Source organism: Burkholderia sp. MSMB1826 (genome assembly GCF_001526325.1).
Taxonomy (GTDB): Bacteria; Pseudomonadota; Gammaproteobacteria; order Burkholderiales; family Burkholderiaceae; genus Burkholderia.
Genome location: NZ_LOYN01000004.1, coordinates 17,268 through 43,284, shown reverse-complemented (window position 1 = coordinate 43,284; position 26,017 = coordinate 17,268). Strand labels below are relative to the sequence as shown.

Annotated in this window: 25 protein-coding genes and 1 pseudogene; 20 read left to right on the top strand and 6 right to left on the bottom strand. The window is 67.1% G+C overall.

The window, feature by feature from the left end:
• Positions 1 to 332: 332 nt before the first annotated feature.
• The 11 genes and pseudogenes from WS95_RS01040 to WS95_RS00990 form a co-directional block, all read left to right on the top strand.
• Positions 333 to 1,175, top strand: a complete 843-nt coding sequence (locus WS95_RS01040; RefSeq protein WP_059821812.1) for a MetQ/NlpA family ABC transporter substrate-binding protein — start codon at positions 333 to 335, stop codon at positions 1,173 to 1,175.
• Positions 1,176 to 1,185: 10 nt separating this feature from the next.
• The gene (locus tag WS95_RS01035; RefSeq protein WP_059821811.1) at positions 1,186 to 2,598 is read left to right on the top strand and encodes an LLM class flavin-dependent oxidoreductase; all 1,413 of its coding nucleotides are present in this window, start codon (positions 1,186 to 1,188) and stop codon (positions 2,596 to 2,598) included.
• 18 nt (positions 2,599 to 2,616) lie between these two features.
• Positions 2,617 to 3,795, top strand: coding sequence for a methionine ABC transporter ATP-binding protein (locus tag WS95_RS01030; RefSeq protein ID WP_059821809.1), 1,179 nt, complete (start codon positions 2,617 to 2,619; stop codon positions 3,793 to 3,795).
• On the top strand, positions 3,788 to 4,444 hold the full coding sequence (locus tag WS95_RS01025) for a methionine ABC transporter permease (RefSeq protein ID WP_034206069.1): 657 nt from the start codon (positions 3,788 to 3,790) through the stop codon (positions 4,442 to 4,444). Before WS95_RS01030 ends, WS95_RS01025 begins: the two co-directional genes overlap by 8 nt.
• Before the next feature lie 53 nt (positions 4,445 to 4,497).
• Positions 4,498 to 5,340, top strand: a complete 843-nt coding sequence (locus tag WS95_RS01020) for a hypothetical protein (RefSeq protein WP_034206070.1) — start codon at positions 4,498 to 4,500, stop codon at positions 5,338 to 5,340.
• The gene (locus WS95_RS01015) at positions 5,337 to 6,548 is read left to right on the top strand and encodes an acyl-CoA dehydrogenase family protein (protein WP_059821808.1); all 1,212 of its coding nucleotides are present in this window, start codon (positions 5,337 to 5,339) and stop codon (positions 6,546 to 6,548) included. The genes WS95_RS01020 and WS95_RS01015 overlap by 4 nt, the downstream gene beginning before the upstream one ends.
• Before the next feature lie 155 nt (positions 6,549 to 6,703).
• Positions 6,704 to 7,912: a zinc metallochaperone GTPase ZigA gene (gene zigA, locus WS95_RS01010; protein WP_179949014.1), complete on the top strand. Its 1,209-nt coding sequence runs from the start codon at positions 6,704 to 6,706 to the stop codon at positions 7,910 to 7,912.
• Positions 7,913 to 7,972: 60 nt separating this feature from the next.
• Complete coding sequence (gene folE2, locus WS95_RS01005; protein WP_179949015.1) at positions 7,973 to 8,893, top strand: GTP cyclohydrolase FolE2; 921 nt, start codon at positions 7,973 to 7,975, stop codon at positions 8,891 to 8,893.
• Entirely contained in the window at positions 8,887 to 9,468 is a 582-nt protein-coding gene (locus WS95_RS01000) for a 6-pyruvoyl trahydropterin synthase family protein (protein ID WP_059821806.1), read from the top strand. The genes folE2 and WS95_RS01000 overlap by 7 nt, the downstream gene beginning before the upstream one ends.
• Complete coding sequence (locus tag WS95_RS00995) at positions 9,465 to 10,025, top strand: gamma carbonic anhydrase family protein (RefSeq protein WP_034206075.1); 561 nt, start codon at positions 9,465 to 9,467, stop codon at positions 10,023 to 10,025. The genes WS95_RS01000 and WS95_RS00995 overlap by 4 nt, the downstream gene beginning before the upstream one ends.
• Before the next feature lie 45 nt (positions 10,026 to 10,070).
• Positions 10,071 to 10,235 (top strand): annotated as a pseudogene (locus tag WS95_RS00990) (dihydroorotase); the annotation flags it as partial.
• On the opposite strand, the gene WS95_RS00985 reads toward WS95_RS00990, so the two are convergent.
• A complete protein-coding gene (locus WS95_RS00985) occupies positions 10,232 to 10,696 on the bottom strand; it encodes an Lrp/AsnC family transcriptional regulator (RefSeq protein WP_059780030.1) in 465 nt (154 codons plus the stop codon). The pseudogene WS95_RS00990 and the gene WS95_RS00985 sit on opposite strands and share 4 nt — an antisense overlap.
• A gap of 166 nt (positions 10,697 to 10,862) precedes the next feature.
• Here WS95_RS00985 and WS95_RS00980 point away from each other — a divergent pair, with 166 nt between their 5' ends.
• Positions 10,863 to 11,489: a LysE family translocator gene (locus WS95_RS00980; RefSeq protein ID WP_059821804.1), complete on the top strand. Its 627-nt coding sequence runs from the start codon at positions 10,863 to 10,865 to the stop codon at positions 11,487 to 11,489.
• Between the two features lie 31 nt (positions 11,490 to 11,520).
• Here WS95_RS00980 and WS95_RS00975 read toward each other — a convergent pair whose 3' ends face one another.
• Entirely contained in the window at positions 11,521 to 12,369 is an 849-nt protein-coding gene (locus WS95_RS00975; RefSeq protein ID WP_059821802.1) for a helix-turn-helix domain-containing protein, read from the bottom strand.
• A 199-nt stretch (positions 12,370 to 12,568) separates the two neighbouring features.
• On the opposite strand from WS95_RS00975, the gene WS95_RS00970 reads away from it, so the two are divergent.
• Positions 12,569 to 13,522: a DUF2167 domain-containing protein gene (locus WS95_RS00970; protein ID WP_059821801.1), complete on the top strand. Its 954-nt coding sequence runs from the start codon at positions 12,569 to 12,571 to the stop codon at positions 13,520 to 13,522.
• Entirely contained in the window at positions 13,519 to 14,244 is a 726-nt protein-coding gene (locus WS95_RS00965) for a site-2 protease family protein (RefSeq protein WP_034206080.1), read from the top strand. The genes WS95_RS00970 and WS95_RS00965 overlap by 4 nt, the downstream gene beginning before the upstream one ends.
• Before the next feature lie 65 nt (positions 14,245 to 14,309).
• Here WS95_RS00965 and WS95_RS00960 read toward each other — a convergent pair whose 3' ends face one another.
• A complete protein-coding gene (locus WS95_RS00960; protein ID WP_034206081.1) occupies positions 14,310 to 15,701 on the bottom strand; it encodes an MFS transporter in 1,392 nt (463 codons plus the stop codon).
• Between the two features lie 238 nt (positions 15,702 to 15,939).
• Between WS95_RS00960 and WS95_RS00955 the strand changes: the two genes are divergently transcribed.
• A complete protein-coding gene (locus WS95_RS00955) occupies positions 15,940 to 17,517 on the top strand; it encodes an aldehyde dehydrogenase (NADP(+)) (protein ID WP_059821799.1) in 1,578 nt (525 codons plus the stop codon).
• Positions 17,518 to 17,684: 167 nt separating this feature from the next.
• On the opposite strand, the gene WS95_RS32515 is transcribed toward WS95_RS00955, so the two are convergent.
• Positions 17,685 to 18,659, bottom strand: a complete 975-nt coding sequence (locus WS95_RS32515; protein ID WP_082746828.1) for a DUF2971 domain-containing protein — start codon at positions 18,657 to 18,659, stop codon at positions 17,685 to 17,687.
• Between the two features lie 667 nt (positions 18,660 to 19,326).
• On the opposite strand from WS95_RS32515, the gene WS95_RS00945 reads away from it, so the two are divergent.
• On the top strand, positions 19,327 to 19,881 hold the full coding sequence (locus WS95_RS00945; RefSeq protein ID WP_059821796.1) for a hypothetical protein: 555 nt from the start codon (positions 19,327 to 19,329) through the stop codon (positions 19,879 to 19,881).
• 116 nt (positions 19,882 to 19,997) lie between these two features.
• Here WS95_RS00945 and kdgD read toward each other — a convergent pair whose 3' ends face one another.
• Positions 19,998 to 20,912: a 5-dehydro-4-deoxyglucarate dehydratase gene (gene kdgD / locus WS95_RS00940; protein WP_059821794.1), complete on the bottom strand. Its 915-nt coding sequence runs from the start codon at positions 20,910 to 20,912 to the stop codon at positions 19,998 to 20,000.
• Positions 20,913 to 21,138: 226 nt separating this feature from the next.
• On the opposite strand from kdgD, the gene garD reads away from it, so the two are divergent.
• The 4 genes from garD (at position 21,139) to WS95_RS00920 (ending at position 24,469) form a co-directional block, all read left to right on the top strand.
• Positions 21,139 to 22,692, top strand: coding sequence for a galactarate dehydratase (gene garD, locus WS95_RS00935; RefSeq protein WP_034206086.1), 1,554 nt, complete (start codon positions 21,139 to 21,141; stop codon positions 22,690 to 22,692).
• A 217-nt stretch (positions 22,693 to 22,909) separates the two neighbouring features.
• Positions 22,910 to 23,302, top strand: a complete 393-nt coding sequence (locus tag WS95_RS00930; protein WP_059821792.1) for a nuclear transport factor 2 family protein — start codon at positions 22,910 to 22,912, stop codon at positions 23,300 to 23,302.
• 79 nt (positions 23,303 to 23,381) lie between these two features.
• Positions 23,382 to 23,837, top strand: coding sequence for an RbsD/FucU family protein (locus tag WS95_RS00925; RefSeq protein WP_034206088.1), 456 nt, complete (start codon positions 23,382 to 23,384; stop codon positions 23,835 to 23,837).
• A 194-nt stretch (positions 23,838 to 24,031) separates the two neighbouring features.
• A complete protein-coding gene (locus tag WS95_RS00920) occupies positions 24,032 to 24,469 on the top strand; it encodes a DoxX family protein (RefSeq protein ID WP_034206089.1) in 438 nt (145 codons plus the stop codon).
• A 105-nt stretch (positions 24,470 to 24,574) separates the two neighbouring features.
• On the opposite strand, the gene WS95_RS00915 is transcribed toward WS95_RS00920, so the two are convergent.
• Positions 24,575 to 25,885, bottom strand: a complete 1,311-nt coding sequence (locus tag WS95_RS00915; protein WP_059821790.1) for an MFS transporter — start codon at positions 25,883 to 25,885, stop codon at positions 24,575 to 24,577.
• Positions 25,886 to 26,017: the final 132 nt, after the last annotated feature.

The window sequence follows — 26,017 nt, the reverse complement described above, 5'->3', positions numbered from 1 at the left end:
GGCCGAGATTTCGGAATCGGCGCGGCGGGCAGGCCGAGATTTCGGCCTGGCGGCGGCCCGGGCAGTCGGCCGTTGCTCCGCTGCGGCGCGCGCGGGCGATCGGCGCGGCATGGGCGGCATTCGGTCTGCCGGGCGGCGCAGCGCGCCCGACGGCCGCCATATCGCCGCGCGCGATTTTCTTCGCACAATCGCTTCGTAGACCGCCCTGCCGCCGCTCTCTATCATCGGCTGATCCTTTTCCGATGCAACGACGACTGTCCGGAGAGCGCCCGTGCGTTCGCCGCGGCGTCGCTCATCCGTCGATACCGTCCTTGGACAGGAGAGTGGTTTCCATGCTGCATCCCGTTTTTTCCGCCCGCTTTTCCGCCGGCCGCGTGGCCCGCCTGCTGACGGCCGCGCTGCTCGCGGCGTGGCTCGGCCTCGTGCTGCCGAACGGCGCGCGCGCCGACACCGCGCCGCTGAAGGTCGGCATCTCGACCAGCCCGCAGATCGAGGCGCTGAAGATCGCCGCGAAGGAGGCGAAGGCGCAGGGCCTCGACGTGAAGATCGTCGAATTCACCGACTGGAATACGCCGAACGCGGCGCTCGCGAACAAGGATATCGACGTCAACTACTTCCAGCACATCCCGTTTCTCGAGAACGCGAAGAAGCAGGGCGGCTACGATTTCATCGCGATCGCGCCCGGCACGATCATGAAGATCGGCCTCTATTCGAAGAAGGTGAAAAGCTTCGCCGAGCTGAAGGACGGCGCGCGCGTCGCGATCGCGAACGACCCGGTCAACGGCGGGCGCGGGCTGTTGCTGCTGCAGCGCGCGGGGCTGATCACGCTGAAGCCGGGCGCCGACTACCGTGCGACGACGCACGACATCGTCGCCAATCCGAAGCACCTGAAGATCATTCCGCTCGAAGCGTCGCAGCTCGCGCGCTCGCTCGACGACGTCGACCTCGCGCAGGGCTACCCGAGCTTCATCAAGCTCGCGGGCACGGCCGACCCGAACGGCGCGCTGCTGTTCGACGGCACCGAGAACAAGAACTTCGCGATCCAGTGGGTCGTGCGGCCCGAGAGCGCGAACGATCCGCGCATCCGCAAGTTCATCGCGATCTACCAGCACTCGCCGGCCGTGCGTAAAGCGCTCGACAACGCGTTCGGCTCGTTGTACGCGATCGCATGGTGACGGGGGCGACATGACGACGGCGAACCGCAAGAAGATTCTGCTCAACGCGTTCAACATGAACTGCGTCGGGCACATCAACCACGGGCTGTGGACGCATCCGCGCGACCGCTCCGCGCACTACACCGATCTCGACTACTGGGCCGATCTCGCGAAGACGCTCGAACGCGGCAAATTCGACGGGATCTTTCTCGCGGACATCGTCGGCGTGTACGACGTGTTCGGCGGCAGCCCGGACGTCGCACTGCGCGAATCGGTGCAGGTGCCCGTCAACGATCCGCTGCTGCTCGTGCCGGCGATGGCGCAGGTCACGCGGCATCTCGGCTTCGGCGTGACCGCGAACCTGACCTACGAACCGCCGTACCTGTTCGCGCGCCGCATGTCGACGCTCGATCATCTGACGAAAGGGCGCGTGGGCTGGAACATCGTCACCGGCTACCTCGACAGCGCCGCGCGCGGGATGGGCCTCGCGCAGCAGATCGGCCACGACGACCGCTACGAACGCGCCGACGATTACATGGACGTCGTCTACAAGTTGTGGGAACGGAGTTGGGACGACGATGCGGTGATCCGCGACGCGCAGGCGCGTGTGTTCGCGCAGCCGGGCAAGGTGCGGCGCGTGAAGCACGACGGCCCGTTCTATTCGATCGATGCGATTCATCTGAGCGAACCGTCGCTGCAGCGCACGCCGGTGCTGTACCAGGCCGGCTCGTCCGCGCGCGGCGTCGAGTTCGCGGGCCGCCACGCGGAATGCGTGTTCGTGAACGGACAGAGCAAGGCCGCGGCGCGCGCGGCGGCGCTCGACATCCGCGCGGCCGCCGCGCGGCAGGGGCGCGACCCGGCGTCGATCAGGATTTTCGCCGGGGTGAGCGTCGTGACCGCCGAGACCGAGCGGCTCGCGCGCGAGAAATTCGACGAGTACCGGCGCTACGCGAGCCCGGAAGCCGGCCTCGCGCACTTCGCGAGCTCGACCGGCATCGACTTCGCGAAATACGGCCTCGACGAGCCGATCTCGTACGTGAAGACCGATTCGATCCAGTCGGCGGTCGACGCGATCTCGCGCAAGAGCACGACCGGTACGTGGACGGTGCGCCGGATGCTCGAGCAGATGTCGCTCGGCGGCCGCTATGCACCGATCGTCGGCTCGCCGTCGCAGGTCGCGGACGAGCTGCAGTCGTGGATCGACGAGACGGGCATCGACGGCTTCAACCTGACGCGCACCGTGATGCCGGAATCGTTCGAGGATTTCGTCGATTGGGTCGTGCCCGAGTTGCAGAACCGCGGCGTCTATAAGGAAGACTACGATCCCGCGCCGACGCTGCGCGAGAAGCTGTTCGGCGCAGGCCCGCGCCTGCCCGCGTGGCACACCGGCGCGCAGCACCGGCTGACCGCCGTATCCGAACCCGCGCATCCCGCGCATGCCTGAACGTGACGGAGCGAAGCGATGACGCAATTGTTCGATACGCTGGGTTTCATCGAGGCATCGGCCGTGAGCGCCGGCGCCGGTCCGACGGCGCATGAGGAAACGGCCGCGCCGGCCGATGGCGCGGCCGTGTCGCTGGAGCAGGTCGGCAAGGTGTTCGCGACGCCGCGCGGCCACGCCGCCGCGCTGCGCGACGTGACGCTCGACGTGCGGCGCGGCGAGGTGTTCGGGATCATCGGCCGCAGCGGGGCCGGCAAGTCGACGCTGCTGCGGCTCGTGAACGGCCTCGAACGGCCGAGCTCGGGCCGCGTGCGCGTGCAGGGCGTCGACGTCGGCGCGCTCGACGAGGATGGCCTCGTCGCGTTGCGGCGCCGCACCGGCATGGTGTTCCAGCATTTCAACCTGCTGTCCGCGAAGACGGTGTTCGAGAACGTCGCGCTGCCGCTGAAGATTGCCGGCGTACCGAAGGCGGAGCGCGTGCGCAAGGTCGAGGCGCTGCTCGATCTCGTCGGGCTCGCCGCGAAGCGCGATGCGTATCCGGTGAGCCTGTCGGGCGGACAGAAGCAGCGTGTCGGCATTGCGCGGGCGCTCGTGCACGATCCCGAGGTGCTGCTGTGCGACGAGGCGACGTCGGCGCTCGATCCGGAGACCACGCAATCGATCCTCGCGCTGCTCGCGGACATCAATCGCCGCCTCGGTCTGACGATCGTGCTGATCACGCACGAGATGGAGGTGATCCGCGCGGTGTGCGACACCGTTGCGGTCATCGAACAGGGCGAGGTCGTCGAAACGGGGCCGGTGTGGCGCGTGTTCGGCGATCCGCGCCACGGTGCGACGCGTGCGCTGCTGAGCACGCTCGGGTACGACCTGCCGGCCGAGCTGGCCGCGCGCGTGCGGCCGCTGCCCGAGCCGGCCGCGCTGCCCGACGGCGCGCAGATCGTGCTCGACGTCCGCTATACGGGCGAGAGCGGCGGCGAGCCGGACGTCGGCGCGCTCGCGGCGGCGCTCGGCGGCTCCGTACGGTTCCTGCACGGCGGCATCGAAAGCATCCGCGGGCATGCGCAGGGGCGGCTCGTGATCGCCGCGACGCCGCGTGCGGACGACGCCGGCCCGTCGGCGGCGCGCGGCGGTGCGGTCGCCGCGCTGCTCGAACGCGCGCGCCGCCATGCGAATCGCGCGGAGGTGCTCGGCTATGTTTGAGCTCTGGTGGCCCGAACTGCTCGACGCGATCCGCGACACGCTGTCGATGGTCGCCGCGTCGGCCGCGATCGCCGCGCTGGTCGGCATCCCGCTCGCGGTGATTCTCGTGACCACCGCGCCGGGCGGCATTTACGCGCGGCGCGGCGTGAACGCGGTGCTCGGCGCGCTCGTCAACGTGTTCCGCTCGACGCCGTTCATCATCCTGCTGGTCGCGCTGCTGCCGTTCACGCGCGTGCTGATCGGCACGACGATCGGTGTCTGGGCGGCCGTCGTGCCGCTGTCGATCGCCGCGATCCCGTTCTTCGCGCGGATCGCCGAAGTGAGCCTGCGCGAAGTCGATCGCGGGCTGATCGAGGCCGCGCTCGCGATGGGCGCGAAGCGTCGCCACATCGTGTGGCACGTGCTGCTGCCCGAAGCGCTGCCCGGCATGCTCGGCGGCTTCACGATCACCGTCGTCGCGCTGATCGGCTCGACCGCGATGGCGGGCGCCGTCGGCGCGGGCGGCCTCGGCGATCTCGCGATCCGCTACGGCTATCAACGTTTCGACACCACCGTCATGGCGACCGTGATCGTGATCCTGATCGCGCTCGTCTCGGCCGTGCAAATCACGGGCGACCGCCTGGTCCGACGCGTGACCCGGCGTACCTGAGCGACGCCACGAGCGTCCGCTCGCTTCCTTCATGATCCTGAGAGAGAAAAACGATGACCTTGCCCCTCGGCGCGCCGCGCGAATGGAACGGACAATTCGAGGAAGCGCTGTTTCTCGACGTGGCGCGACGCCATCGTCCGGACTTCCCCGACAAATTGGCGACGCCGCCGCGCGAGCCGCGCAACGACGACGAGCTGGCCGCCGTCGCCGACTACTACACGAAGATGGCGTCGCACGACCTGTTCATCGTGCAGGTCGTCGCGAAGGCGATCGACACGCTGTTCCGCGACGATCCGCATTTCCAGCTGATCCTGTCGCGCCAGCTCGGCGATGACGGCGCGCATGCGGCGATCGGCCGCGAGCGCGTGACCGCACTCACCGGGCGCGATCCGCTGCCGGAAGTCGACCGGCTCGTCGCCGCGCACTGGGCGCGCATCGGCGACATCGCGGTGCGCGACGTCGCGGGGTTTCTCGCGTTCGAATGGCATTACGAGCTGCACATCCTCGCGAAGCTGTGGATTCAGCGCAAGACCGGCCGCATCGGCGACAGCGCGATGCGCGAGCACGGCGAGAACCGGATTCGCCCGGACGAGGAGTGGCATCGCGTGCAGATCGTCCAGTGGTGGTTCGACACGTTACAGGCGCTGCCGGCCGCCGAGCGCGACGCGCTGATCGATCGCGTGATCGCGGCCGACGAGGAAACCCAGGCGCGACTCGACGGCTACCTGCACGACGAGTACGCGCACACCGCGCTGGTGTTCGGCGCGGATATCGCGGAATATCGTGCGATCTACGACGACTGGCGGCGCGAGATCCTGTCGCGGCTGACCGGCCGCCGGCTCGGCGCGCTCGTACCGCTGTCGGGCGAAACCGCTGAACAGGAAGCCGTCGCATGAACGATCCACGCCGTCCGGCGACCCTCGCGCCGGATACCGATACGCCGGCCGTCGACCGCGCTGCGCTGGCGCGCGCGATCGACGCACTGCGCGCGAGTGCCGCCGAGCGCGACCGCGCGGGCGGTCATGCGGCACAGGAGAAGCAGTGGCTCGCCGATGCGGGCCTGCTGACGCTCGCGGTGCCGCGCGCATTCGGCGGTCAGGAAGCGGCGTGGCCCGCGATCTACGACACGATCCGGCAGGTCGCGCGGGTCGACAGCGCGCTCGCGCATCTCGTCGGGTTCCAGTGCCTGCAAGTGGTGAGCGTCGACGTGTGGGGCAGCGCCGCGCAGCGCGAGCGCTACCTGCGCGGCACGGTCGACGAGCGCTGGTGGTGGGGCAACGCGGTCAATCCGCTCGACACGCGGCTCGTGGCCACGGCGACGCCCGACGGCGGCTACCGGCTCGACGGCGTGAAAGGCTTCTGTTCCGGCACGCGCGGCTCGCAGCGGATGACGGTGTCCGCGCACGATCCGGCCACCGGCCGGACCGTGTTCGGCGTGGTGCCGACTGATCGGGTGGGGATCGCGGTCGACGAGGATTGGGACCCGATCGGCCAGCGCCAGACCGACAGCGGCAGCGTGCGCTTCGCCGGCGTGGCGCTCGCGGCGGACGAGGTGCTGCATCGTTCCGAGACCCCGCCGACGCCGCGCGCGACGCTGCGCACGCTCGTGTCGCAGCTCGTGCTGACGAACCTGTTCGTCGGCCTGGCGGAAGGCGCGCTGGCCGAGGCGCGCGACTACGTGCGGCAGCATGGCCGCCCGTGGATTCATTCGGGCGTCGAGCGGGCCGAAGACGATCCGTACACGCTCCAGCGCTTCGGCGACATGCGCGTGCGCGCGATTGCCGCGGCCGCGCTGGCCGATCGCGCGGCCAGCGCGTTGCAGCACGCGTGGGCGCGGCAGGATGCGCTGACGGCCGACGAACGCGCCGAAGTCGCGCTCGCCGTATCGGAAGCGAAGATCGTCGCGCAGCGCGCGGCGCTCGACAACGGCGAGGCGCTGTTCGATGCGTGCGGCGCGCGCGCGACGGCCGCATCGCTCGGCCTCGACCGCTTCTGGCGGAATGCGCGCACGCATACGCTGCACGATCCGCTCGACTACCGGCTGCGCGACGTGGGCCGGTTCGCGCTCACCGCGGAATTGCCGCCCGCGTCGCTCTATACGTGATACGCAGCGCGGCGGCACCGGCACGGCGCCGTGTGCTGCTGCTTTCGCTGTTGCCGCATCGACGAGCCGGCCTGCTGGACGTCCGAAATGATATGTTATATCGTAGCGATACAATATATCATTTCATCCCCAACGTCCCGTTCCGGAATTGCCCGATGAGTCCCGCCCTTCACCCGTCCACGCGGCTTCCCGTGACCGTCCTGTCCGGCTTTCTCGGCGCCGGCAAGACGACGCTGCTCAACCACATCCTCAACAATCGCGAGGGCCGTCGCGTCGCGGTCATCGTCAACGACATGTCCGAGGTCAACATCGACGCCGCGCTCGTGCGCGACGGCGGCGCGGGGCTGTCGCGCACCGACGAGAAGCTGGTCGAGATGAGCAACGGCTGCATCTGCTGCACGCTGCGCGAGGATCTGCTGATCGAGGTCGACCGGCTCGCGCGCGAAGGGCGCTTCGATCAACTCGTGATCGAATCGACCGGCATCTCGGAGCCGCTGCCGGTGGCCGAGACGTTCACGTTCGAAGGCGAGGACGGCCGCAGTCTCGGCGAAGTCGCGCGGCTCGACACGATGGTGACGGTGGTCGACGCGTTCAATTTCCTGCGCGACTACGCGTCGCGCGACAGCCTGCAATCGCGCGGCGAGTCGATGGGCGACGAGGACGCGCGCACGGTCGTCGATCTGCTGATCGACCAGATCGAGTTCTGCGACGTGCTCGTGATCAACAAGATCGACCTGATCGACGACAGCGCGCGCGAGCGGCTGGTCGCACTGCTGCGCGGGCTGAACCCGCGAGCGCGGATCGAGATCGCCGAATTCGGCAAGGTGCCGCTCGAACGTGTGCTCGACACGGGCCTGTTCGACTTCGACGCGGCGTCGCGCGCGCCGGGCTGGCTGCAGGAACTGCGCGGCACGCACACGCCGGAGACCGACGAATACGGCATTCGCAGCTTCGTCTATCGCGCGCGGCGGCCGTTCCATCCGCAGCGCTTCCTCGATCTCGTCGAAAGCGAATGGCCGGGCGTCGTCCGCTCGAAGGGGTTCTTCTGGCTGGCCACGCATCCGACCGTCGCCGGTTCGTGGTCGCAGGCGGGCGCGGTCGCGCGGCACGGGCCCGCCGGCCACTGGTGGGCGGCGGTGCCGCCCGAGCGCTGGCCGCAGGATCCGGAAGCCGTCGCGCAGATCCGCGCGCGCTGGGACGAGCACGTCGGCGACGCACGGCAGGAACTCGTGCTGATCGGCATGGACATGGACGAGCCGGCGCTGCGCGCGCGCTTCGACGCGTGTCTGCTGACCGACGCCGAGATGGCGACCGGCCCCGAACACTGGACCACGTGGGACAACCCGTTTCGCGACTGGCCCTGACCTGAACGCGCGCTGCCTGCATCGATCCGGATGGAGAAGGCGCTCCACCGGATTCCAGACATGAATGCAGCGCTTCCCGATATTTCCCTGACCGATGCCGCGCCGGGCCCTGGCCCGCTCGAATGGGTCGGCATGCAGGGCATCGATCTGCCCGTCGTCGTGGCGGAGCCCGGCTGCCGGCGCGACGTGCATGCGCGTGCCGACGTCCAGGTCGATCTGCCTGCGCCGCGGGTGAAAGGCATCCACATGTCGCGGCTGTACGGGCTGCTCGACGGGCTGGCCGACGGCGAAGCGCTGTCGCCGGCGGGCTTGCAGCGCATGCTGCGCGCGATGATCGACAGCCACCGCGACTGCGATACGCGCAGCGCGCGCGTGCGGCTGCGCTTCGACCTGCTGGCCCGTCGCGCCGCGCTCGTGACCGACGGGCTGGCCGGCTGGAAGGCTTATCCGGTGCAGATCGACGCGACGCTGGCCGGGGAGGCGTTCGCGCTGCGTGCGCAGGCGACGATCGTCTATTCGTCGACGTGCCCGTGCTCGGCCGCGTTGTCGCGGCACTGGGTCGAACAGGCGTTTCTGACGGCGTTCGGCCGCGACGATCGCGTGGAGCCGGCGGCGGTCGCCGCGTGGCTGAAACGGCATGCGACGGCCGCCACGCCGCACAGCCAGCGCAGCGAAGCCGTCGTTGGCGTGGCGCTGCCGGCCGATGGCGCGACACTGGGGCTGATCGACCTCGTCGATCGCGTCGAGCGTGCGCTGGGCACACCGGTGCAGACGGCCGTCAAGCGTGCGGACGAGCAGGCGTTCGCGGTGCTGAACGGCGAGAACCTGATGTTCGTCGAGGATGCCGCGCGCCGCGTGCAGGCCGCGCTGGCGGATCGCCATGCGAGCCCGCGCGTGCACGTGCGCCATCTCGAAAGCCTGCATCCGCACGATGCAGTGGCGTGGGCCGCACCGGTACGCGAAGGGAGCGACGCATGCTGATCCGCAAGCTGTTCCGGTTCGAGAACGCACACGTCGTACGCGGCTGCAGCACGCGACGCTGCTCGCATTCGATCCATGGCCACTCGTACCGTGTCGAGTTGCTGCTCGAAGCGCATGCGCTGGATCACGGGCAGATGATCTACGACTTCGGGCTGCTCAAGGGCGACGTGCGCGACCTGATCGACGCGTTCGACCATGCGGTGACGCTGTGGTCGGACGACGATCCGCGCTACGTCGAAAGCATGCAACTGCATTCGGAGCGCTGGGTGCGGCTGCCGGTGTCGCCGAGCGCCGAGCAGTTCTCGCGCGTGCTGTTCCGGCTCGTCGATGCCGCGTTGTCGGGCACGCCGATGTCGAACGGCGAAGCCGACGTGCGACTGCATTCGGTGATCGTTCACGAAACCGAGACCGGCTACGCACAGTGCTTCCGCGACGATGCATTCAACCCGCGCATGGGCCGCATCGACCTCGACGCGATCGTGTTCGCGCCCGCGATCGTCGCGCAGTGGCGCGATCCGGGTCTGTTCGAGCGGCTCAAGCGCGGTCAGGTTCTTTCCCGGCAGGAATCCTCATGATCCGAAAAAACCCGCGCGGCGACCTGCCGCAGATTCATCCGAACGCGTTCGTCGACCCGACCGCCATCCTGTGCGGGCGCGTGATCGTCGAGGAGAACGTGTTCATCGGCCCGTACGCGGTGATCCGCGCCGACGAGACGGATGCGGACGGCCAGATCGCGCCGATCGTGATCGGTGCGCATTCGAACATCCAGGACGGCGTCGTGATCCATTCGAAATCGGGCGCGAGCGTGACGATCGGCCGGCACACGTCGATCGCGCATCGCGCGATCGTCCACGGGCCGTGCACGGTCGGCGACGGCGTGTTCGTCGGATTCAACAGCGTGCTGTTCAATTGCACGATCGACGACGGCTGCGTGGTGCGCTACAACGCGGTCGTCGACGGCTGCCGCCTGCCGCCGGGCTTCTACGTGCGCTCGACCGAACGCATCGGGCCGGAAACCGACCTCGCCGCGTTGCCGCAAGTGACGCCCGACGCGAGCGATTTCTCCGAGGACGTCGCGCGGACGAACAATGCGCTGGTGCGCGGCTACAAGCACATCCAGAACGAGTTCTGATTGCCGGTGCGCGAGCGGCATCGTCGGGACGCGCTCTGGCAGACCGTCCGCGACGAATGGATCGCGAGCGTGAGCGGCTGGACGCCGTACGACGGATGCGCGGTCACGGGCTGGCCCGTGCATACGGTCGTGCGCGGGCGGGGCGTCGTGCGTGACGGCGAGTTGAACGGCCGGCCGGCCGGGAAGGCCGTGACGTTCCTCGACACCTAGATCGGCAGCCGCACCGTCTGCTTGATGCGCTTCAGCGGGATCTCGGTTTCGACATTGCGTACGCCTTCGATCTGCGTGAGCGTTTCCATCTGAAAGCGCTGATAGTCGTCGAGATCCTTCGCGATCACGCGCAGCAGATAGTCGTAGCTGCCGGCCATCAGATGGCATTCGAGCACCTCGGGCGCCCGTTCCATCTCGCGCGCGAAGCGTTCGACCGTCGTCTTGTCCTGGCGCTCCAGCGTCACGCGCACGAATGCCGTGAAGCGCAGCTCGACGGCCGCCGGGTTCAGCAGCGCGACGTAGGCGTCGATCACGCCCTGTTCCTCGAGCAGGTGAACACGGCGCAGGCACGGCGTGGGCGACAGGCCGGCCTGCTGCGCGATGTCGGCGTTCGTCTGGTTCGAATTCTGCTGCAATGCACGCAAAATGCGTCGATCGATCGCGTCCAGTTTGATTGGCATTTTTGGCTACCCGCAATATGAGTATTGGAGAATAACTCCAAATTCATGGCCGAAAATAGCCGACTTTGCATCCAATCTCCAACGGAAGTTGCCGATAATCCGACGACTGCCCGAACCCGCGCGCGCGATCCCCGCCCGCCGCGGCGCCACTTTCAGGAGCTTCCCGATGCCGCACGTCGCCTGGTTGCCGTTCATGGTCACCTCCCTTCTGATCATTCTGACGCCGGGCCAGGACATGGTGCTCGTGATGTCGCGCACGCTGTCCGGCGGCACGCGCGCGGGCCTCGTGACCGCCGCGGGCGTCAGCGTCGGGCTGCTCGTCCATACGATGCTCGCGACGCTCGGGCTGGGTGCGCTGCTTCAGGCATCCGAATGGCTGTTCACCGCGCTGAAGGTGATCGGCGCGCTGTACCTGCTGTACCTCGGCATCACGCTGCTGCGTTCGTCGGGCGAATTGACGCTCGCGGGCAACGGCAATGCGCCGGCATCGCGGCTCCGGACGTTCGCGCAAGGCGCGCTGTCCAACGTGTCGAATCCGAAGGTCGCGCTTTTCTATCTGGCGTTCCTGCCGCAATTCGTTCCGGCGGGCGCCCCGCATCCGATGCTGTCGCTGTTCGTGCTCGGCGCGACGTTCGCCGGGCTGACGTTTCTCGTCAAGGGGCCGGTCGCGTTGTTCGCCGGCCTGCTGTCGGCGTCGATCCGCCGCAACCCGCGCATCCTGACGCGCATGCATCGCGTCAGCGGCGTCGTCTTGCTGGCGCTGGGCGTGAAGCTGGCGCTCGAGCGTCGCTGATCGGGGCACGATGCCGGCGCGCCGGCCGGCGTTACGCCGCCGGCAACGCGTCCGCCAACGCCCGCATCGCATCCACCGTGTCCGGATTCGCCGGAAAGAACGCCTCGATCGCCAGTTCCGACAGCGTCACGTCGACCGGCGTGCCGAACACCGTCGTCGTACTGAAGAACGTCAGCTCGCCGCTTGCCGTGCGTAGCCGCAGCGGCACGGCGATCTCCGCGAAATCGGTGCGCGCGGGCGCGTCGTCGGGCTGGCCGGCCGGCGCCGGATACGCGGCGAGTTCGTCGCGCAGCGTATGCAGCGTGCGGTCGCCGCTCGCATCGATCTGCCGCTGCAGCCGATGCAGGATGTGCGCGCGCCATTCGTGCCAGTTGACGATCTGCGACGCGAGACCGTCCGGATGCAGGCTCAACCGCAGCACGTTGACGGGCGGCTGCAGCAGCGCCGGATCGGCCTGCGCGACCAGCGCGCCGAGCATCCGGTTCGCCGCGAGCAGCGTCCAGTGGCGGTCCACCGCAAGCGCCGGGTACGGCTCGTGCCCACGCAGCACGGCCTCGACCGCATGACGCGCCGCATCCAGTTCCGGGTCCGAAAACGGCCGTTCGCGAAACAGCGGCGCAAAGCCGGCCGCGACGAGCAGCGCATTGCGCTCGCGCAGCGGCACGTCGAGGCGTTCGGCGAGATGCAGCACCATCTCGCGGCTCGGCTGCGCGCGGCCCGATTCGACGAAGCTCAGGTGGCGCGCGGATACGTCCGCGTCGAGCGCGAGCGCCATCTGGCTCAGGCGACGGCGTTGCCGCCACGTGCGCAGCAGCGGACCGATGCCGGACGCGCGGCCGGCGGACGGGGAGGGCGAATGGAGGGCGGCGGTCGGGTTCATGGCGCAGATGATAGGCAATCCCGCGCCGCTTTGGCATTACCTGCGAGGTAAGCGCCGCGCCACGCCCACCCCGGCGCGCACGGCCGCTGCGTTACCATAGCCCCCGTGCCACCTGAGAGGCGGCGCCGGACCCGCGACGACAACGCATGGGCCGGCCGCCGCGCACATCGACAACAAGGCATTCCAGGGGAATCCAACAATGAAAAAACTCGCCGTCCGGCTCGCCTGCGTGGCGACGCTCGCACTCGCCGCGACCAGCGGCCACGCGCAGACCGAAGCTGCGCAGGTGGAAATGAGGGCCGCCGCCGCGGCCGCCAACGAAGCGGTCGTGAAGGGACCGACCGACATCGACGTGAAACACGAAGCCGTGCTGAAACTGAAGGCCGGCGAATCGTTCGTGCCGGCCGCCGAGGCCGGCCGCTACCTGCGTTCGATGGGCAACGCGATCGACGAATCGAAGCTGGTCGGCCTCGTGCTGCCCGACGATCCCGACGCCGACTGGATCTCGGTCGTGTCGTTCGAGCCGAGCGGCTACATCCGCGACGACGACGCGAAGGACTGGAAGCCCGACGAGCTGCTGAAAAGCCTGCAGGCCGGCACCGAGGCGAACAACCCGGCGCGCAAGGAGCGCGGCCTGCCCGAAACCGAGGTGGTCGGCTGGGCGAAGGCGCCCGCATACGACGCGGCCACGCACCGGCTCGTGTGGTCGGCGATCATCCGCGACAAGGGCGCGGCGCCGAATGCCGGCAACGACGGCGTGAACTATCGGACGCTCGTGCTCGGCCGCGACGGCTACCTGTCGCTGACGATGGCGTCGACGCTCGCCGACCTGCCGAAGTACAAGGCGTCGGCCGACGCGTTGCTGGCGAACATCAGCTTCAACGACGGCAAGCGCTATGCCGATTTCAACCAGTCGACGGACCACGTCGCCGAGTACGGGCTCGCGGCGCTGATCGTCGGCGTCGGCGCGAAAAAGCTCGGGCTGCTCGCGCTGATCGGCGCGTTCGCGGTGAAGTTCTTCAAGATCGGCGCGGTCGCGCTGCTGGCCGGCGGCGCGGCGCTCAAGCGCTTCTTCGGGCGCAAGCCGAAGGCGACCGCGGTGCCGGCCGTCGCCGACGCATCCGACGCGGCCGCCACGGAGCGCAAGGAATGACGAAGCTGTTGCTGCTGATCTTCGGCGGCCTGAAGCTCGGCAAGGTGCTCGTATCGGCCGGCACGATGCTCGCTTCGATCGCGGTCTATGCGCTGTTCTACGGCTGGCGCTTCGCGGCCGGTTTCGTCGCATTGCTGCTGGTGCACGAAGCCGGCCATTACGTCGCCGCGCAGCGGCGCGGGCTCGACGTCGGGCTGCCGACCTTCATCCCGTTCGTCGGCGCGTGGATCCAGTTGAAGGAAATGCCGCACGACGCGGAAACGGAGGCATACGTCGGCCTCGCCGGGCCGTTCGTCGGCACGCTCGGCGCGCTGGCCTGCTATGCGGCCGCGCGCCACTACGACAGCAACCTGCTGCTCGCGCTGTCGTACACGGGTTTCTTCCTGAATCTCTTCAACATGATTCCGCTGTCGCCGTTCGACGGCGGCCGGATCACCGCGGTGCTGTCGCCGCGCATCTGGTTCGCGGGCGTGCCGGTGCTGATCGCGCTGTTCGTGTATCGGCCGAGCCCGCTGCTGATCGTGATGGCGATCCTCGCGCTGCCGCAACTGAAGCGCGCGTGGCGCTACGATCCCGACGCGCCGGAGAATCGGGTGTACTACGCGACGTCGATCGAGACGAAGACGACCTACGCACTCTGCTACGTCGGCCTGCTCGCGTTCCTCGCGCTGATGACGTCCGGCGTGCACGACATGCTGCGCGTCGTGCATGCGTCGACCTGACGTCGATTCGATGCAAAAAAACGGCGGCCGCTGCTACGCGGCCGCCGTTGCTCGAAGATCGAACCTCACGCGTCGCGATGCCGCAGTTCGACGCGCTTGATGTCCTTCACGATCACGAGATAGCTGAACACGGTGACGAGCGCGTTCAACCCGACGAACACGAGCGCGCCGTTGAACGAGCCGCTCGCGCCGACGAGGTAGCCGATCGCGATCGGCGCGACGATGCCCGCCGTATTGCCGAACATGTTGAACAGGCTGCCCGACAGGCCGATCGCCTCTTTCGGCGCGGTGTCCGCGACGACGGCCCAGCCGAGCGAGCCGATCCCCTTGCCGAAGAACGACAGGGCCATCAGCGTGATGACCAGCGCTTCGCTGTCGACGTAGTTGCAGCCGATGATCGCCATCGACAGCGCCATCCCGCCGACGATCGGAATCTTGCGTGCGAGCGTCAGCGACACGCCGCGGCGGATCAGCGCGTCCGACAGCATCCCGCCGAGCACGCCGCCGAGGAACCCGCAGATCGCCGGCAGCGACGTCATGAAGCCGGCCTTCAGCAGCGACATCCCGCGCGCCTGCACGAGGTAGATCGGGAACCACGTGAGGAAGAAGTACGTCAGCACGTTCACGCAGTACTGGCCGAGATAGACGCCGAGCAGCATCCGGTTCGACAGCAGCTGACGCACGTAGTACCAACCCGCCACGCGGCTGCCTTCGGACGCGCCGCCGCTGCCGCGCGCGCCGGCCGGCCGGCCCGTCGAGCGCACCAGCCCGCCGCCCTGTTCGATATGCTCGAGTTCCGCGCGGTTTACGCCCGGATGGTCGACCGGATCCTTCATCACGCGCAGCCACAGGAGTGCCAGTGCGATGCCGGCGAGACCGAGCCACAGGTACACGTGGTGCCAGCCGTACGCATGCGTGAGCCACGCCATCAGCGGCGAGAACACGACGGCCGCGAAATACTGCGCGGCGTTGAAGATCGCCGATGCCGTGCCGCGCTCGGCGGTCGGGAACCAGCTCGCGACGACCTTCGCGTTCGCCGGAAACGCGGGCGCTTCCGCGATGCCGACCGCGAAGCGCATCGCGAACAGCGCGGCGACCGCGAACGCGGCGCTGCCGCCGAGGCCGATCGTGCTCTGCAGCAGCGTGAACGCCGACCACAGGAAGATGCTCGCCGCATACACGCGCCGCGCGCCGAAGCGATCGAGCAGCCAGCCGCTCGGCAGTTGCGCGAGCACGTACGCCCAGCTGAATGCCGAGAAGATGTAGCCCATCGTCACCGGATCGATGCCGAACGCCTTGCGGATCGGCGTGCCGGTGATCGACAGCGTCGCGCGGTCCGCGTAGTTGAGCGTCGTGACGACGAACAGCATCGCCAGGATCCAGTAGCGCACGGCGGTTCGACGCGCGGTGCGCGCGAGGTCGAGCGGGAGATCGCGAGGGGAGGTCTGATTGCTCACTTTAAACGTACGTCGTCGTATGACATGGGCGAAAGTTTATTGAGAATGTGCGAATCCAGAAACCTCGGGTTTTCCCTTGAGGATCGTCGTCACAATATGGGAAGACCGTGATTCTCTGCCCCCGCGAGGCGGGCGGGTGTATCGTCGGCGCCTTCGCGGGCGGCGCGATACCGTCGGCAGACATCGTATCTGTTGAGCTACAATGAGCAATCCATTCCCGAACCACGGAGCACACCCCATGCAACTGACAGGAGAGATGCTGATCGGCGCCGAAGCGGTGGCCGGCTCGGCCGGAATCTTGCACGCGTTCGACCCGACGAAGGGCGTGCCGATCGACGTCCCGGCGTTCGGCGTCGCGACGCAGGCCGACGTCGATCGCGCGTGCGAGCTCGCACGCGACGCGTTCGAAGCGTACCGCACGCAGCCGCTCGCGGCCCGTGCGGCGTTTCTCGACGCGATCGCCGATGAAATCGTCGCGCTCGGCGACGCGCTGATCGAGCGCGCGCATGCCGAAACGGGCCTGCCGGTCGCGCGGCTGCAGGGCGAGCGCGGCCGCACCGTCGGCCAGCTTCGGCTGTTCGCGCGCGTCGTGCGCGACGGGCGCTTCCTCGCCGCGTCGATCGATCCCGCGCAGCCGGCCCGCACGCCGCTGCCGCGTGCGGACCTGCGGCTGCAGAAAATCGCGCTCGGGCCCGTCGCCGTGTTCGGCGCGAGCAATTTCCCGCTCGCGTTCTCGGTGGCCGGCGGCGATACCGCGTCGGCGCTCGCGGCCGGCTGCCCGGTGATCGTGAAGGCGCACGAAGCGCACCTCGGCACGTCCGAGCTGGTCGGCCGTGCGATTCGCGCCGCGGTCGCGAAAACCGGCATGCCGGCCGGCGTGTTCTCGCTGCTGGTCGGCCCCGGCCGCGTGACCGGCGCGGCGCTGGTCAGCCATCCGGCGATCCAGGCCGTCGGTTTCACCGGTTCCCGGCAGGGCGGGATGGCGCTCGTGCAGCTCGCGAACGCGCGCCCGCAACCGATTCCCGTCTATGCGGAAATGAGCAGCATCAACCCCGTCGTGCTGTTTCCGGCCGCGCTGGCCGCGCGCGGCGATGCGATCGCGACGGGCTTCGTCGATTCGCTGACGCTCGGCGTCGGCCAGTTCTGTACCAATCCGGGCCTCGTGCTCGCGATCGACGGCCCCGATCTCGACCGCTTCGAGACGGTCGCCGCGCAGGCGCTCGCGAAGAAGCCGGCCGGCGTGATGCTCACGCGCGGCATCGCCGATGCGTACCGCAACGGTCGCGGCAAGCTCGCCGAGCTGCCCGGCGTGCGCGAAATCGGCGCGGGCGAGGCTGCGCAGACCGACTGCCAGGCGGGCGGCGCGCTGTACGAAGTCGGCGCGCAGGCGTTCCTGGCCGAGCCGGCGTTCAGCCACGAGGTGTTCGGGCCGGCGTCGCTGATCGTGCGCTGCCGCGATCTCGACGAAGTCGCGCGCGTGCTCGACGCGCTCGAAGGCCAGTTGACGGCCACGCTGCAGATCGACGCCGACGACAAGCCGCTCGCGCGCCGGCTGCTGCCGATCCTCGAACGCAAGGCCGGGCGCCTGCTCGTCAACGGCTACCCGACCGGCGTCGAAGTGTGCGATGCGATGGTGCACGGCGGCCCGTTCCCCGCCACGTCGAACCCGTCCGTCACGTCGGTCGGGGCGACCGCGATCGAGCGTTTCCTGCGGCCGGTGTGCTATCAGGACTTCCCGGACGACCTGTTGCCCGAAGGGCTGCGGGAAGGCAATCCGCTGGCGATTCCGCGGCTGCGCGACGGGAAGGCGGAGTGACGTGGCGGGACGACTGAAAGCATCGTTTCGATGACTGACGCTGACACCGGAGTGGATGGGGGGGAACGAAGAAGAGGAAGCGACCGGCGGTCGCTTCCGTTTTTTCGTTCGTCGTGTCACAGGTTGCCGGGAAGGGGGATATGTGCTGTCGGAGGTTGGCTACGGATTCAACCCGTGGACGCCTTATTGATGTCCAGGGCCTCCATACGGAAAACGGACGGCGAGTGCTTCATTTTCTTGACCGGAATACCCTTTTCTTTGCAGATATTCAAGATATCATCCTGATCTTTCTGGCTTATATGCGATCCGAGATAGACTGCCGTCGGGGGCGGCATATCGTAGGCTTGCTCGGATTTCATTACTCCATTTGAAAATATTAATCTCCACTCGCGCTCATACTCCCAATCTGTGGATTTAATTAGGCCGGCTTTGTTTAAGTAAAGGCTGTTGGGTGATTTTTCTGCGAAGTTACTTATATTGTCGGTTGCGTCAAATGGACGCTCGGAATATATTACTGGATACATAAATCTGGAGAGGAAATCTTTCGGCGTTGTATTCTCTAAAGAGTACTCAATGCAGAAACCTTTGTGATAGTCTGCATAGTGTGACCACATTAATGTTGAATCTTTTCGTGCGGAGAATGAGCATACCTTAAATCCATTCTTGAAGGCCTCAGAACTCTTCGATGCCATGTCATGATAGGTCATGGTGTTTATGGCCTTCAGAGCCGCCTTTGCTACCTCGATCTTTTCTGCGGGCATGTCTCTTAGTACTTCATCAAGTAATGCATCTTGCGTGTTATCCGCATTTCGCATGGCGGCCTGAATATCAATCACTCGTTGTGCTGGGAGGTGTTTCGTGAGTCGTTCGATGAGTTCCCGAGGCGGATTTTTGTAAAGATCCTTCGCCATCCTGTCGAAATCCACAAAGACGGAGCAATCGTATGGATCATTAAATGATCGCGGGTCTGCCAGCCATATGGTGTTGTCTCGCAGATTTTTTAGCGAGTGCTTGTTAACGCCTCGATATTTGAAAACCGTCTTCGGTAGATTCTGATGCTTCAGCGTGAACGCCTGTTCGATTCTCAGAGAGGATGCATCAAGCGGGAAAAGCATCTCAACAAATTCGTCAATCCATGACATCTACTTATACCTGTGTGCAGTGAATAATCCCCGTAACCCTATTAGGGTACATGAAACATAGATAAATCTACAGTTCAGCGCAAGGTTAGGCGACCGCTTCGCTTCGGAGAAACATAGCGTAGTGAGGCTCGACGGTTGTTTCTGCAGTCGATAAGCGAAGTCGACGGAAGTACGCGAGGAACTCGTTTCCAAGTGTGAAGTCGCGTAGCGCACACAGTCGGGCGCCGCATTCCAGGTTCGTAGGTAGTCAATCCAAACGGAAGTGCCGGTAAGAATCGTCCGGGCATCCAATTGGTTACGCAGAAGGGCTCCGATGCACGGTTCAGTGCCGCCGAGCCGGCGAGTCGCCGTGTACTTTCGCGCGCAATGAGCGGGGAGCAGCCCTCTCTGACTCGAGCTGACGTTTCGGCAATACCGGTCAATTGCTGCGCTTTGGCAAGCAATGCGTTGTTGATGGATAGGGTTGGCACACTGATGTGCCCCGGAGACTCGAATGCATTGATTTTTCCGTCAGTCGACACAGATATCCACACCCATATCAACCGCGACGCATGTTATCGCTCCCATCTTCCCTGCTACCCCGACCTTCTCTTACAGTAGCGAAGCCGCGGGCCGTTCGGCCCGCAGGCGAGCCTGAGAGATCACAAGACCAACAAGGAACCATCCGATGAATATCAGCAAGCGTGGCGACCACCTGTTCGCAGCCGGGTTGTGGAAAGCGATCGGCGACGTCGCGAAATCGGTCCGTACCCAGATCGGCGAATACAGCGAAGGGCGCGTGCTGGCCGACGCGCTGTTCGCGCTGCAGCGCGAGCTGGGCGGCAGCGAATTCGACGTGACGATCAACCAGGGGCGGCCCGTCGCGGGTGCCGATCCGCATTCGTTGATCTTCGGCAGAGCCGTCGAGCGCTTCAGGTACGACATGCAGGCGGTAGTGTTCGCGCTGAAGCATCGCCGCAGCATCGACGGGCCGAACGGCGCGCAGCGTGCCGACGCGCTCACGCAGGCCAACACGCATCTGGCGACCGCGAAGCAGTACGCGATGTTTACCGTCGGGCGGTTCTTCGATGCGGTCGTCGACCGCGACGTGCTGGAACAGATCATGAGCGCCGAGTCGCCGGCGCGCGGCCGGCCGCTTGCGGCGCGCAAAGGGATCGACGAGACGCAGCGGACGCTCGCGAGCGTGCGGCAGCGGATCATCGGCGCGATCGCGCAGATGTAATGAAGTGGCCGCGCCGGCTCGTCGAGCCGCGCGGCCATCGCGTGATACGGATACGGACGCGTGCGGGAGCCGGCGCGCCGCGCCGATCAAGGCCCCGCGCCGCCGGCGAATCCCGCTTACTGCGGGCCCATCTTCTTGATCAGCACGTCGAGCTCGGCCGCTTCTTCGTCGGTCAGGTCGACGAGCGGTGCGCGCACCGGGCCCGCGTCGTGGCCGACGAGCTTCGCGCCCGCCTTCACGATGCTGACCGCGTAGCCCGCGCGGCGATTGCGGATCTTCAGGTACGGCAGGAAGAATTCGTCGATCAGGCGGCCGACCGTCGCGTGGTCGTCCTTCGCGATCGCTTCGTAGAATTGCATCGCCGTCTTCGGGATGAAGTTGAACACCGCCGACGAGTACACCGGCACGCCGAGTGCCTTGTACGCGGCCGCATAGACTTCGGCCGTGGGCAGGCCGCCGAGGTACGCGAAACGGTCGCCGAGGCGGCGGCGGATCGTGACCATGCTTTCGATTTCGCCGACGCCGTCCTTGAAGCCGATCAGGTTCGGGCAACGGTCGGCGAGGCGCTCGAGCATGTCCGCATTCAGCTTCGAATTCGCGCGGTTGTACACCACGACGCCGATCTTCAGCGCGCGGCAGACCTGCTCGACGTGCTCGGCGATCCCTTCCTGGCTCGCTTCGGTCAGGTAGTGCGGCATCAGCAGCACGCCGCTCGCGCCGAGGCGCTCGGCTTCCTGCGCATATTCGATCGCGACGCGCGTCGCGCCGCCCGCGCCGGCGAGGATCGGCACCTTGCCCTTGCAGGTTTCCGTCGCGACGCGGATCACGTCCGAATACTCGCGCTGCGTGAGCGAGAAGAATTCGCCGGTGCCGCCGGCCGCGAACAGTGCGCTCGCGCCATACGGCGCCAGCCATTCCAGGCGCTCGGCATAGGTGGACGGGCGGAAGCTCCCGTCGGCGTCGAAATCCGTCAGCGGAAACGACAGCAGGCCGTGGGAGATGATCTGTTTGAGTTCTTGCGGTGAAGTCATGGTTGGGTCGTCCGTCTAGCGCGAGTGCGGGGTTCGTCGGTACGGCATCCGGGCCATATTGGCGATGTCGTTGTATGTCATCGTACAACGCAAGAATGAGCGGCGCAAGCGGTTTGCTGGCTGGTCAAGGGTAGGGTCTTTCCGGATAGGGGTTTACGCAGCATCGTCGAATGAGGTTGAATGTCGTATGATGACTAACGATATCGCAGATAGCGCCAGGAAATCCATGACTGCTTCCCCTCTCTACATCCGCGTGCATCCGGACGACAACGTCGCGATCGTCGTCAACGACGGCGGTTTGCCCGCAGGCGCGACGTTCGCCGACGGGCTGACGCTGTGCGAAGGCGTGCCGCAGGGGCACAAGGTCGCGCTCGTCGACCTCGCGGCCGGCGATCCGGTCGTGCGCTACAACGTGGTGATCGGCTACGCGCTGACCGACCTGCGGCGCGGCAGCTGGGTCAACGAGCGCACGATGCGCATGCCCGAGCCGCCGGGCCTCGACGACCTGCCGCTCGCCACGCGTGCCGCGCCGCCGCTCGAGCCGCTCGAAGGCTATACGTTCGAGGGCTTTCGCAATGCCGACGGCTCGGTCGGCACGCGCAACATCCTCGCGATCACGACGACCGTGCAGTGCGTGTCGGGCGTCGTCGAGCATGCGGTGAAGCGGATCAAGGACGAACTGCTGCCGCGCTACCCGAACGTCGACGACGTGGTCGGGCTCGAACACACGTACGGCTGCGGCGTCGCGATCGACGCGCCCGACGCCGACATCCCGATCCGCACGCTGCGCAACATCAGCCTGAATCCGAACTTCGGCGGCGAAGTGATGACCGTGAGCCTCGGCTGCGAGAAGCTGCAGCCCGAGCGCCTGCTGCCGCCGGGCGCGATTCCGGTGGCGGCCGACGGCGCGACCGACAACGGCGGCGTGGTGTGCCTGCAGGACGCCGCGCACGTCGGCTTCAACTCGATGATCGATTCGATCATGAAGATGGCCGAATCGCATCTCGAGCGGCTGAACCGCCGCCGTCGCGAAACCTGCCCGGCGTCGGATCTCGTCGTCGGCGTGCAATGCGGCGGCAGCGACGCGTTCTCGGGGCTCACCGCGAATCCGGCGGTCGGCTTCGCGGCCGACCTGCTCGTGCGCGCGGGCGCGACGATCATGTTCTCGGAGGTGACCGAAGTGCGCGACGGCGTCGCGCAGCTCACGTCGCGCGCGGCGAACGAGGACGTCGCGCGCGAGATCATCCGCGAGATGGACTGGTACGACCGTTACCTGCAGCGCGGCCGCGTCGACCGCAGCGCGAACACGACGCCGGGCAACAAGAAGGGCGGCCTGTCGAACATCGTCGAGAAGGCGATGGGGTCGATCGTGAAGTCGGGCAGCGCGCCGATCGCCGGCGTCGTGCGCCCCGGCGATCGCGCGCGGCAAAAGGGGCTGCTGTACGCGGCGACGCCCGCGAGCGATTTCATCTGCGGCACGCTGCAGCTCGCGGCGGGGATGAACCTGCACATTTTCACGACCGGCCGCGGTACGCCGTACGGCCTCGCGCAGGTGCCGGTGATCAAGGTCGCGACGCGCAGCGATCTCGCACGCCGCTGGCACGACCTGATGGATCTCGACGCGGGGCAGATCGCGACCGGTGCGGCGACGATCGAGGACACGGGCTGGGCGCTGTTCCGGCTGATGCTCGACGTCGCCAGCGGCAAGCGCCGCACGTGGGCCGAGCAATGGAAGCTCGCGAATGCGCTGACGCTGTTCAATCCGGCGCCGGTGACCTGACGCGTATGCGGGGGGGCGGCAAGACGATGCGGGCGCCTTCGGGCGCCCGTTTTCGTTGCGATGCACGTGGCGATCGGGCGCGGGCATGCGGCACGTGGCCGGCGCGATTTCCTTACCTCCCGCGTAATCGACCGCCCCCGCCGGCCGGGCGACGATAGCGGCACGCGGACACGAAACGTCCGCGACAACGTCAGTCACCGACACAAGGAGTCTCGCCATGAACACCGCTCAATCCGCATCGTCCGTTCACGCCGATCTGATCGACCGCTACTTCGCCGCCTGGAACGAACCCGACGTCGTGCGCCGCCGCGCGCTGATCGATGCGACGTACGCGAGCGACGCGGCCTATCGCGATCCGCTGATGGCCGGCGACGGCCACGCGGGCATCGACACGATGATCGCCGCCGTGCAGCAACGTTTCCCCGCATACCGCTTCCGGCGTACGACCGACGTCGACGCGTTCGGCCAGCACCTGCGATTCTCGTGGGCGCTCGTGTCGCCCGACGGCGCGGCGATCGTGAAGGGCTCGGACTTCGGCACCGTCGACGCGTCGGGCCGCCTCGCATCGGTCACGGGTTTCATCGACGAAATGCCGGCCGCGGCTTCGTGACCTGAACGATGTACGCACCGCGGTCGCCGGGATCGGGTAACGTTATGCGATTCGTTCCTGAACCCGGAGACTAGCCCACATGTTGAAGAATCTCGATCCGCTGCTGCACGCCGACATCCTGCACACGCTGCGCGCGATGGGCCACGGCGACGAAATCGCGATCTGCGATGCGAATTTCCCCGCGGAATCCGTCGCGGAGCACACGGTGGTCGGCCGTGCGCTGCGGATCGACGGCGCCGATTCGGCGCGCGTCGTGCGCGCGGTGCTGTCCGTGCTGCCGCTCGACACGTTCGTCGACACGCCCGCGTGGCGGATGGAAGTCGTCGGCGATGCCGCCGCGGTGCCGCCCGTGCAGCGCGAAGTGCAGGCCGAGATCGACCGCGCGGAGGGGCGTTCAGTGCCGCTCACCGGCGTCGAGCGTTTCGCGTTCTACGAGCGCGCGCAGCAGGCATATGCGGTGATCGTGACCGGCGAACAGCGCGGCTACGGCTGCTTCATCTTCAAGAAGGGCGTGCTGTTGAGCGACGCGGGCTAAACGCGTTTTTTCGGCGCGCCGGGCTGTCGGCGCCGCCGCCGCGGTGTAAAGATTTGCTACAACCTTTTTCTTGGACACCGCGAAAAGACCCTCTATGCTGGCCCATTTGCCGCGCGCCCTTCCGGGGCCGCGCGGCGCCGAACCGCACGGGCGCGCCCCGCGTGGGCGGCCGAATTGCATACGAGGAGAGAGGCATGACGCGTACCGTCGATTCCGGCGTCATTTTTTTCGCACGCCTGGCGCTGGCGGCGTTGTTCTTGTGGGGCGGCATCATGAAGCTGCTCGGCTACGGCGATTTCGTCGCGTATCTGCACACGATGAACGTGCCCTATCAACAGGTCGTCGCGCCGATCGTCGTCGCGATCGAGGGGCTGGGCGGCCTGCTGTTGATCGTCGGCTACAAGGTCCGGCCGCTCGCGTTGCTGATGGCGGTCTACACGATCGCGACCGCGATGGTCGGGCACAATTTCTGGGACGCGACCAACGCGGCCGTCCAGCACGACATGGTGATTCACTTCTGGAAGAACGTCGCGATTTCCGGCGGCTTCCTGCTGCTGTTCGTCACCGGCGCCGGCGGCGCGAGCATCGACGCGTTGCGTCGGCCGAGTTCGTCGTACGGGGTGCTGCGTTGAACTGACCGGGCGCGCGCCGCTACGCGAAGGCAAGTCAAAAGGGCCGAATCCCGCACGCCGCGGGATTCGGCCCTTCGTTCATCCAGCGGGCGCGGGCGCCGGCGTTCAGTGCGTGCCCTGCACGTCCTTCGCATCCTTCGAGAACTGCACGGCGATCGCGCCGAGCACGCAGATCGCCGCGACGTACACGACCGGTGCGAGCGGATTCGACTTCATCATCAGCGACACGATCACCGGCGTGAGGCCGCCGAAGATCGCATACGCGACGTTGTACGAGAACGAGATGCCCGAGAAGCGCACGACGGCCGGGAAGCTCTTCACCATCACGAACGGCACCGCGCCGATCGTGCCGACCATGAAGCCCGCGATCCCGTAGTAGAGCGGCAGCGTCGACGCATCGGCCGCGACCTGCGCGAACAGCAGGTAGTAGCACGCGGCCAGCCCGATGCCGCCGATGCCGAGCACGCGCTTCGCGCCGATCCAGCCCGCGAGCGAACCCGCGGCGATGCAGCCGGCCGTCAGGCACAGCGTCGCGACGCTGTTCGCGAACAGCGTCGTCGCCGGCGTCAGGTGGAACTGCTTCTGCAGCAGCGCGGGCGTCATCAGGATCACGACGACGATCGCGGCCGACAGCATCCACGTGAGCAGCATCGACACGATCACCGCGCGGCCGTGGTCGCGCAATACCGCCTTCAGCGGAATTTCGGCCGCGAGCGCCTTCTTCGCCTTCATCTCGGCGAACACCGGCGTTTCGTGCAGCCAGCGGCGCAGGTACACGGAGAACAGCCCGAACACGCCGCCGAGCAGGAACGGGATGCGCCACGCGAACGCGCCGACTTCGGCCGTCGAGTAGCGGCTGTTGATGCCGGCCGCGACGAGCGAGCCGAGCAGGATGCCGGCCGTCAGGCCCGCGGTCAGCGTGCCGCATGCGTAGCCGATATGGCGCGACGGCACGTGCTCGGACACGAACACCCACGCGCCCGGCACTTCGCCGCCGACCGCCGCGCCCTGCAGCACGCGGAACAGCAGCAGCAACACCGGCGCGAGGATGCCGATCGTGTCGTAGGTCGGCAGCATGCCCATCAGCAGCGTCGGCACCGACATCATCAGCACGCTCAGCGTGAACATCCGCTTGCGGCCGAACAGGTCGCCGAAGTGCGCCATGATCACGCCGCCGAGCGGGCGCGCGAGATAGCCGGCCGCGAAGATGCCGAACGTCTGCAACTGGCGCAGCCAGTCGGGAATGTCGTGCGGGAAGAAGAGTTGTCCTATCGCCGGCGCGAAGAACACGAAGATGATGAAGTCGTAGAACTCGAGGGCGCCGCCGAGTGCGGCAAGGCCAAGGGTCTTGTAGTCGCTGCGCGTGAGCGCGCGTTCGGCGGCGCGAGGCACGCCGCTCATTTCGGAAGCTTGCATGGTCAGGACGATCGGTTTTCGAATGTTGTTGTCGGTGCTGCGTCTCCAGGGCCCGCTATCGGCATGGACTGACAAGGCGCGGCTTGCGTCGTCGAAGCATGCCGCGTGCCGGGTGAGGCACGCGACACGCGC

Excerpts from the sequence above, each read along its gene's own strand:
- WS95_RS00955 (WP_059821799.1), top strand. The coding sequence starts at position 15,940 with ATGCAACTGACAGGAGAGATGCTGATCGGCGCCGAAGCGGTGGCCGGC.
- WS95_RS01000 (WP_059821806.1), top strand. The coding sequence starts at position 8,887 with ATGCTGATCCGCAAGCTGTTCCGGTTCGAGAACGCACACGTCGTACGC.
- kdgD (WP_059821794.1), bottom strand. The coding sequence starts at position 20,912 with ATGACTTCACCGCAAGAACTCAAACAGATCATCTCCCACGGCCTGCTG.
- WS95_RS00965 (WP_034206080.1), top strand. The coding sequence starts at position 13,519 with ATGACGAAGCTGTTGCTGCTGATCTTCGGCGGCCTGAAGCTCGGCAAG.
- WS95_RS00920 (WP_034206089.1), top strand. The coding sequence starts at position 24,032 with ATGACGCGTACCGTCGATTCCGGCGTCATTTTTTTCGCACGCCTGGCG.
- folE2 (WP_179949015.1), top strand. The coding sequence starts at position 7,973 with ATGAATGCAGCGCTTCCCGATATTTCCCTGACCGATGCCGCGCCGGGC.
- WS95_RS00980 (WP_059821804.1), top strand. The coding sequence starts at position 10,863 with ATGCCGCACGTCGCCTGGTTGCCGTTCATGGTCACCTCCCTTCTGATC.
- WS95_RS00995 (WP_034206075.1), top strand. The coding sequence starts at position 9,465 with ATGATCCGAAAAAACCCGCGCGGCGACCTGCCGCAGATTCATCCGAAC.
- WS95_RS00975 (WP_059821802.1), bottom strand. The coding sequence starts at position 12,369 with ATGAACCCGACCGCCGCCCTCCATTCGCCCTCCCCGTCCGCCGGCCGC.
- WS95_RS00925 (WP_034206088.1), top strand. The coding sequence starts at position 23,382 with ATGTTGAAGAATCTCGATCCGCTGCTGCACGCCGACATCCTGCACACG.
- WS95_RS00985 (WP_059780030.1), bottom strand. The coding sequence starts at position 10,696 with ATGCCAATCAAACTGGACGCGATCGATCGACGCATTTTGCGTGCATTG.
- WS95_RS00945 (WP_059821796.1), top strand. The coding sequence starts at position 19,327 with ATGAATATCAGCAAGCGTGGCGACCACCTGTTCGCAGCCGGGTTGTGG.
- WS95_RS01015 (WP_059821808.1), top strand. The coding sequence starts at position 5,337 with ATGAACGATCCACGCCGTCCGGCGACCCTCGCGCCGGATACCGATACG.
- zigA (WP_179949014.1), top strand. The coding sequence starts at position 6,704 with ATGAGTCCCGCCCTTCACCCGTCCACGCGGCTTCCCGTGACCGTCCTG.
- WS95_RS01025 (WP_034206069.1), top strand. The coding sequence starts at position 3,788 with ATGTTTGAGCTCTGGTGGCCCGAACTGCTCGACGCGATCCGCGACACG.
- WS95_RS32515 (WP_082746828.1), bottom strand. The coding sequence starts at position 18,659 with ATGTCATGGATTGACGAATTTGTTGAGATGCTTTTCCCGCTTGATGCA.
- WS95_RS01035 (WP_059821811.1), top strand. The coding sequence starts at position 1,186 with ATGACGACGGCGAACCGCAAGAAGATTCTGCTCAACGCGTTCAACATG.
- WS95_RS01020 (WP_034206070.1), top strand. The coding sequence starts at position 4,498 with ATGACCTTGCCCCTCGGCGCGCCGCGCGAATGGAACGGACAATTCGAG.
- WS95_RS01030 (WP_059821809.1), top strand. The coding sequence starts at position 2,617 with ATGACGCAATTGTTCGATACGCTGGGTTTCATCGAGGCATCGGCCGTG.
- garD (WP_034206086.1), top strand. The coding sequence starts at position 21,139 with ATGACTGCTTCCCCTCTCTACATCCGCGTGCATCCGGACGACAACGTC.
- WS95_RS00970 (WP_059821801.1), top strand. The coding sequence starts at position 12,569 with ATGAAAAAACTCGCCGTCCGGCTCGCCTGCGTGGCGACGCTCGCACTC.
- WS95_RS00930 (WP_059821792.1), top strand. The coding sequence starts at position 22,910 with ATGAACACCGCTCAATCCGCATCGTCCGTTCACGCCGATCTGATCGAC.
- WS95_RS01040 (WP_059821812.1), top strand. The coding sequence starts at position 333 with ATGCTGCATCCCGTTTTTTCCGCCCGCTTTTCCGCCGGCCGCGTGGCC.
- WS95_RS00915 (WP_059821790.1), bottom strand. The coding sequence starts at position 25,885 with ATGCAAGCTTCCGAAATGAGCGGCGTGCCTCGCGCCGCCGAACGCGCG.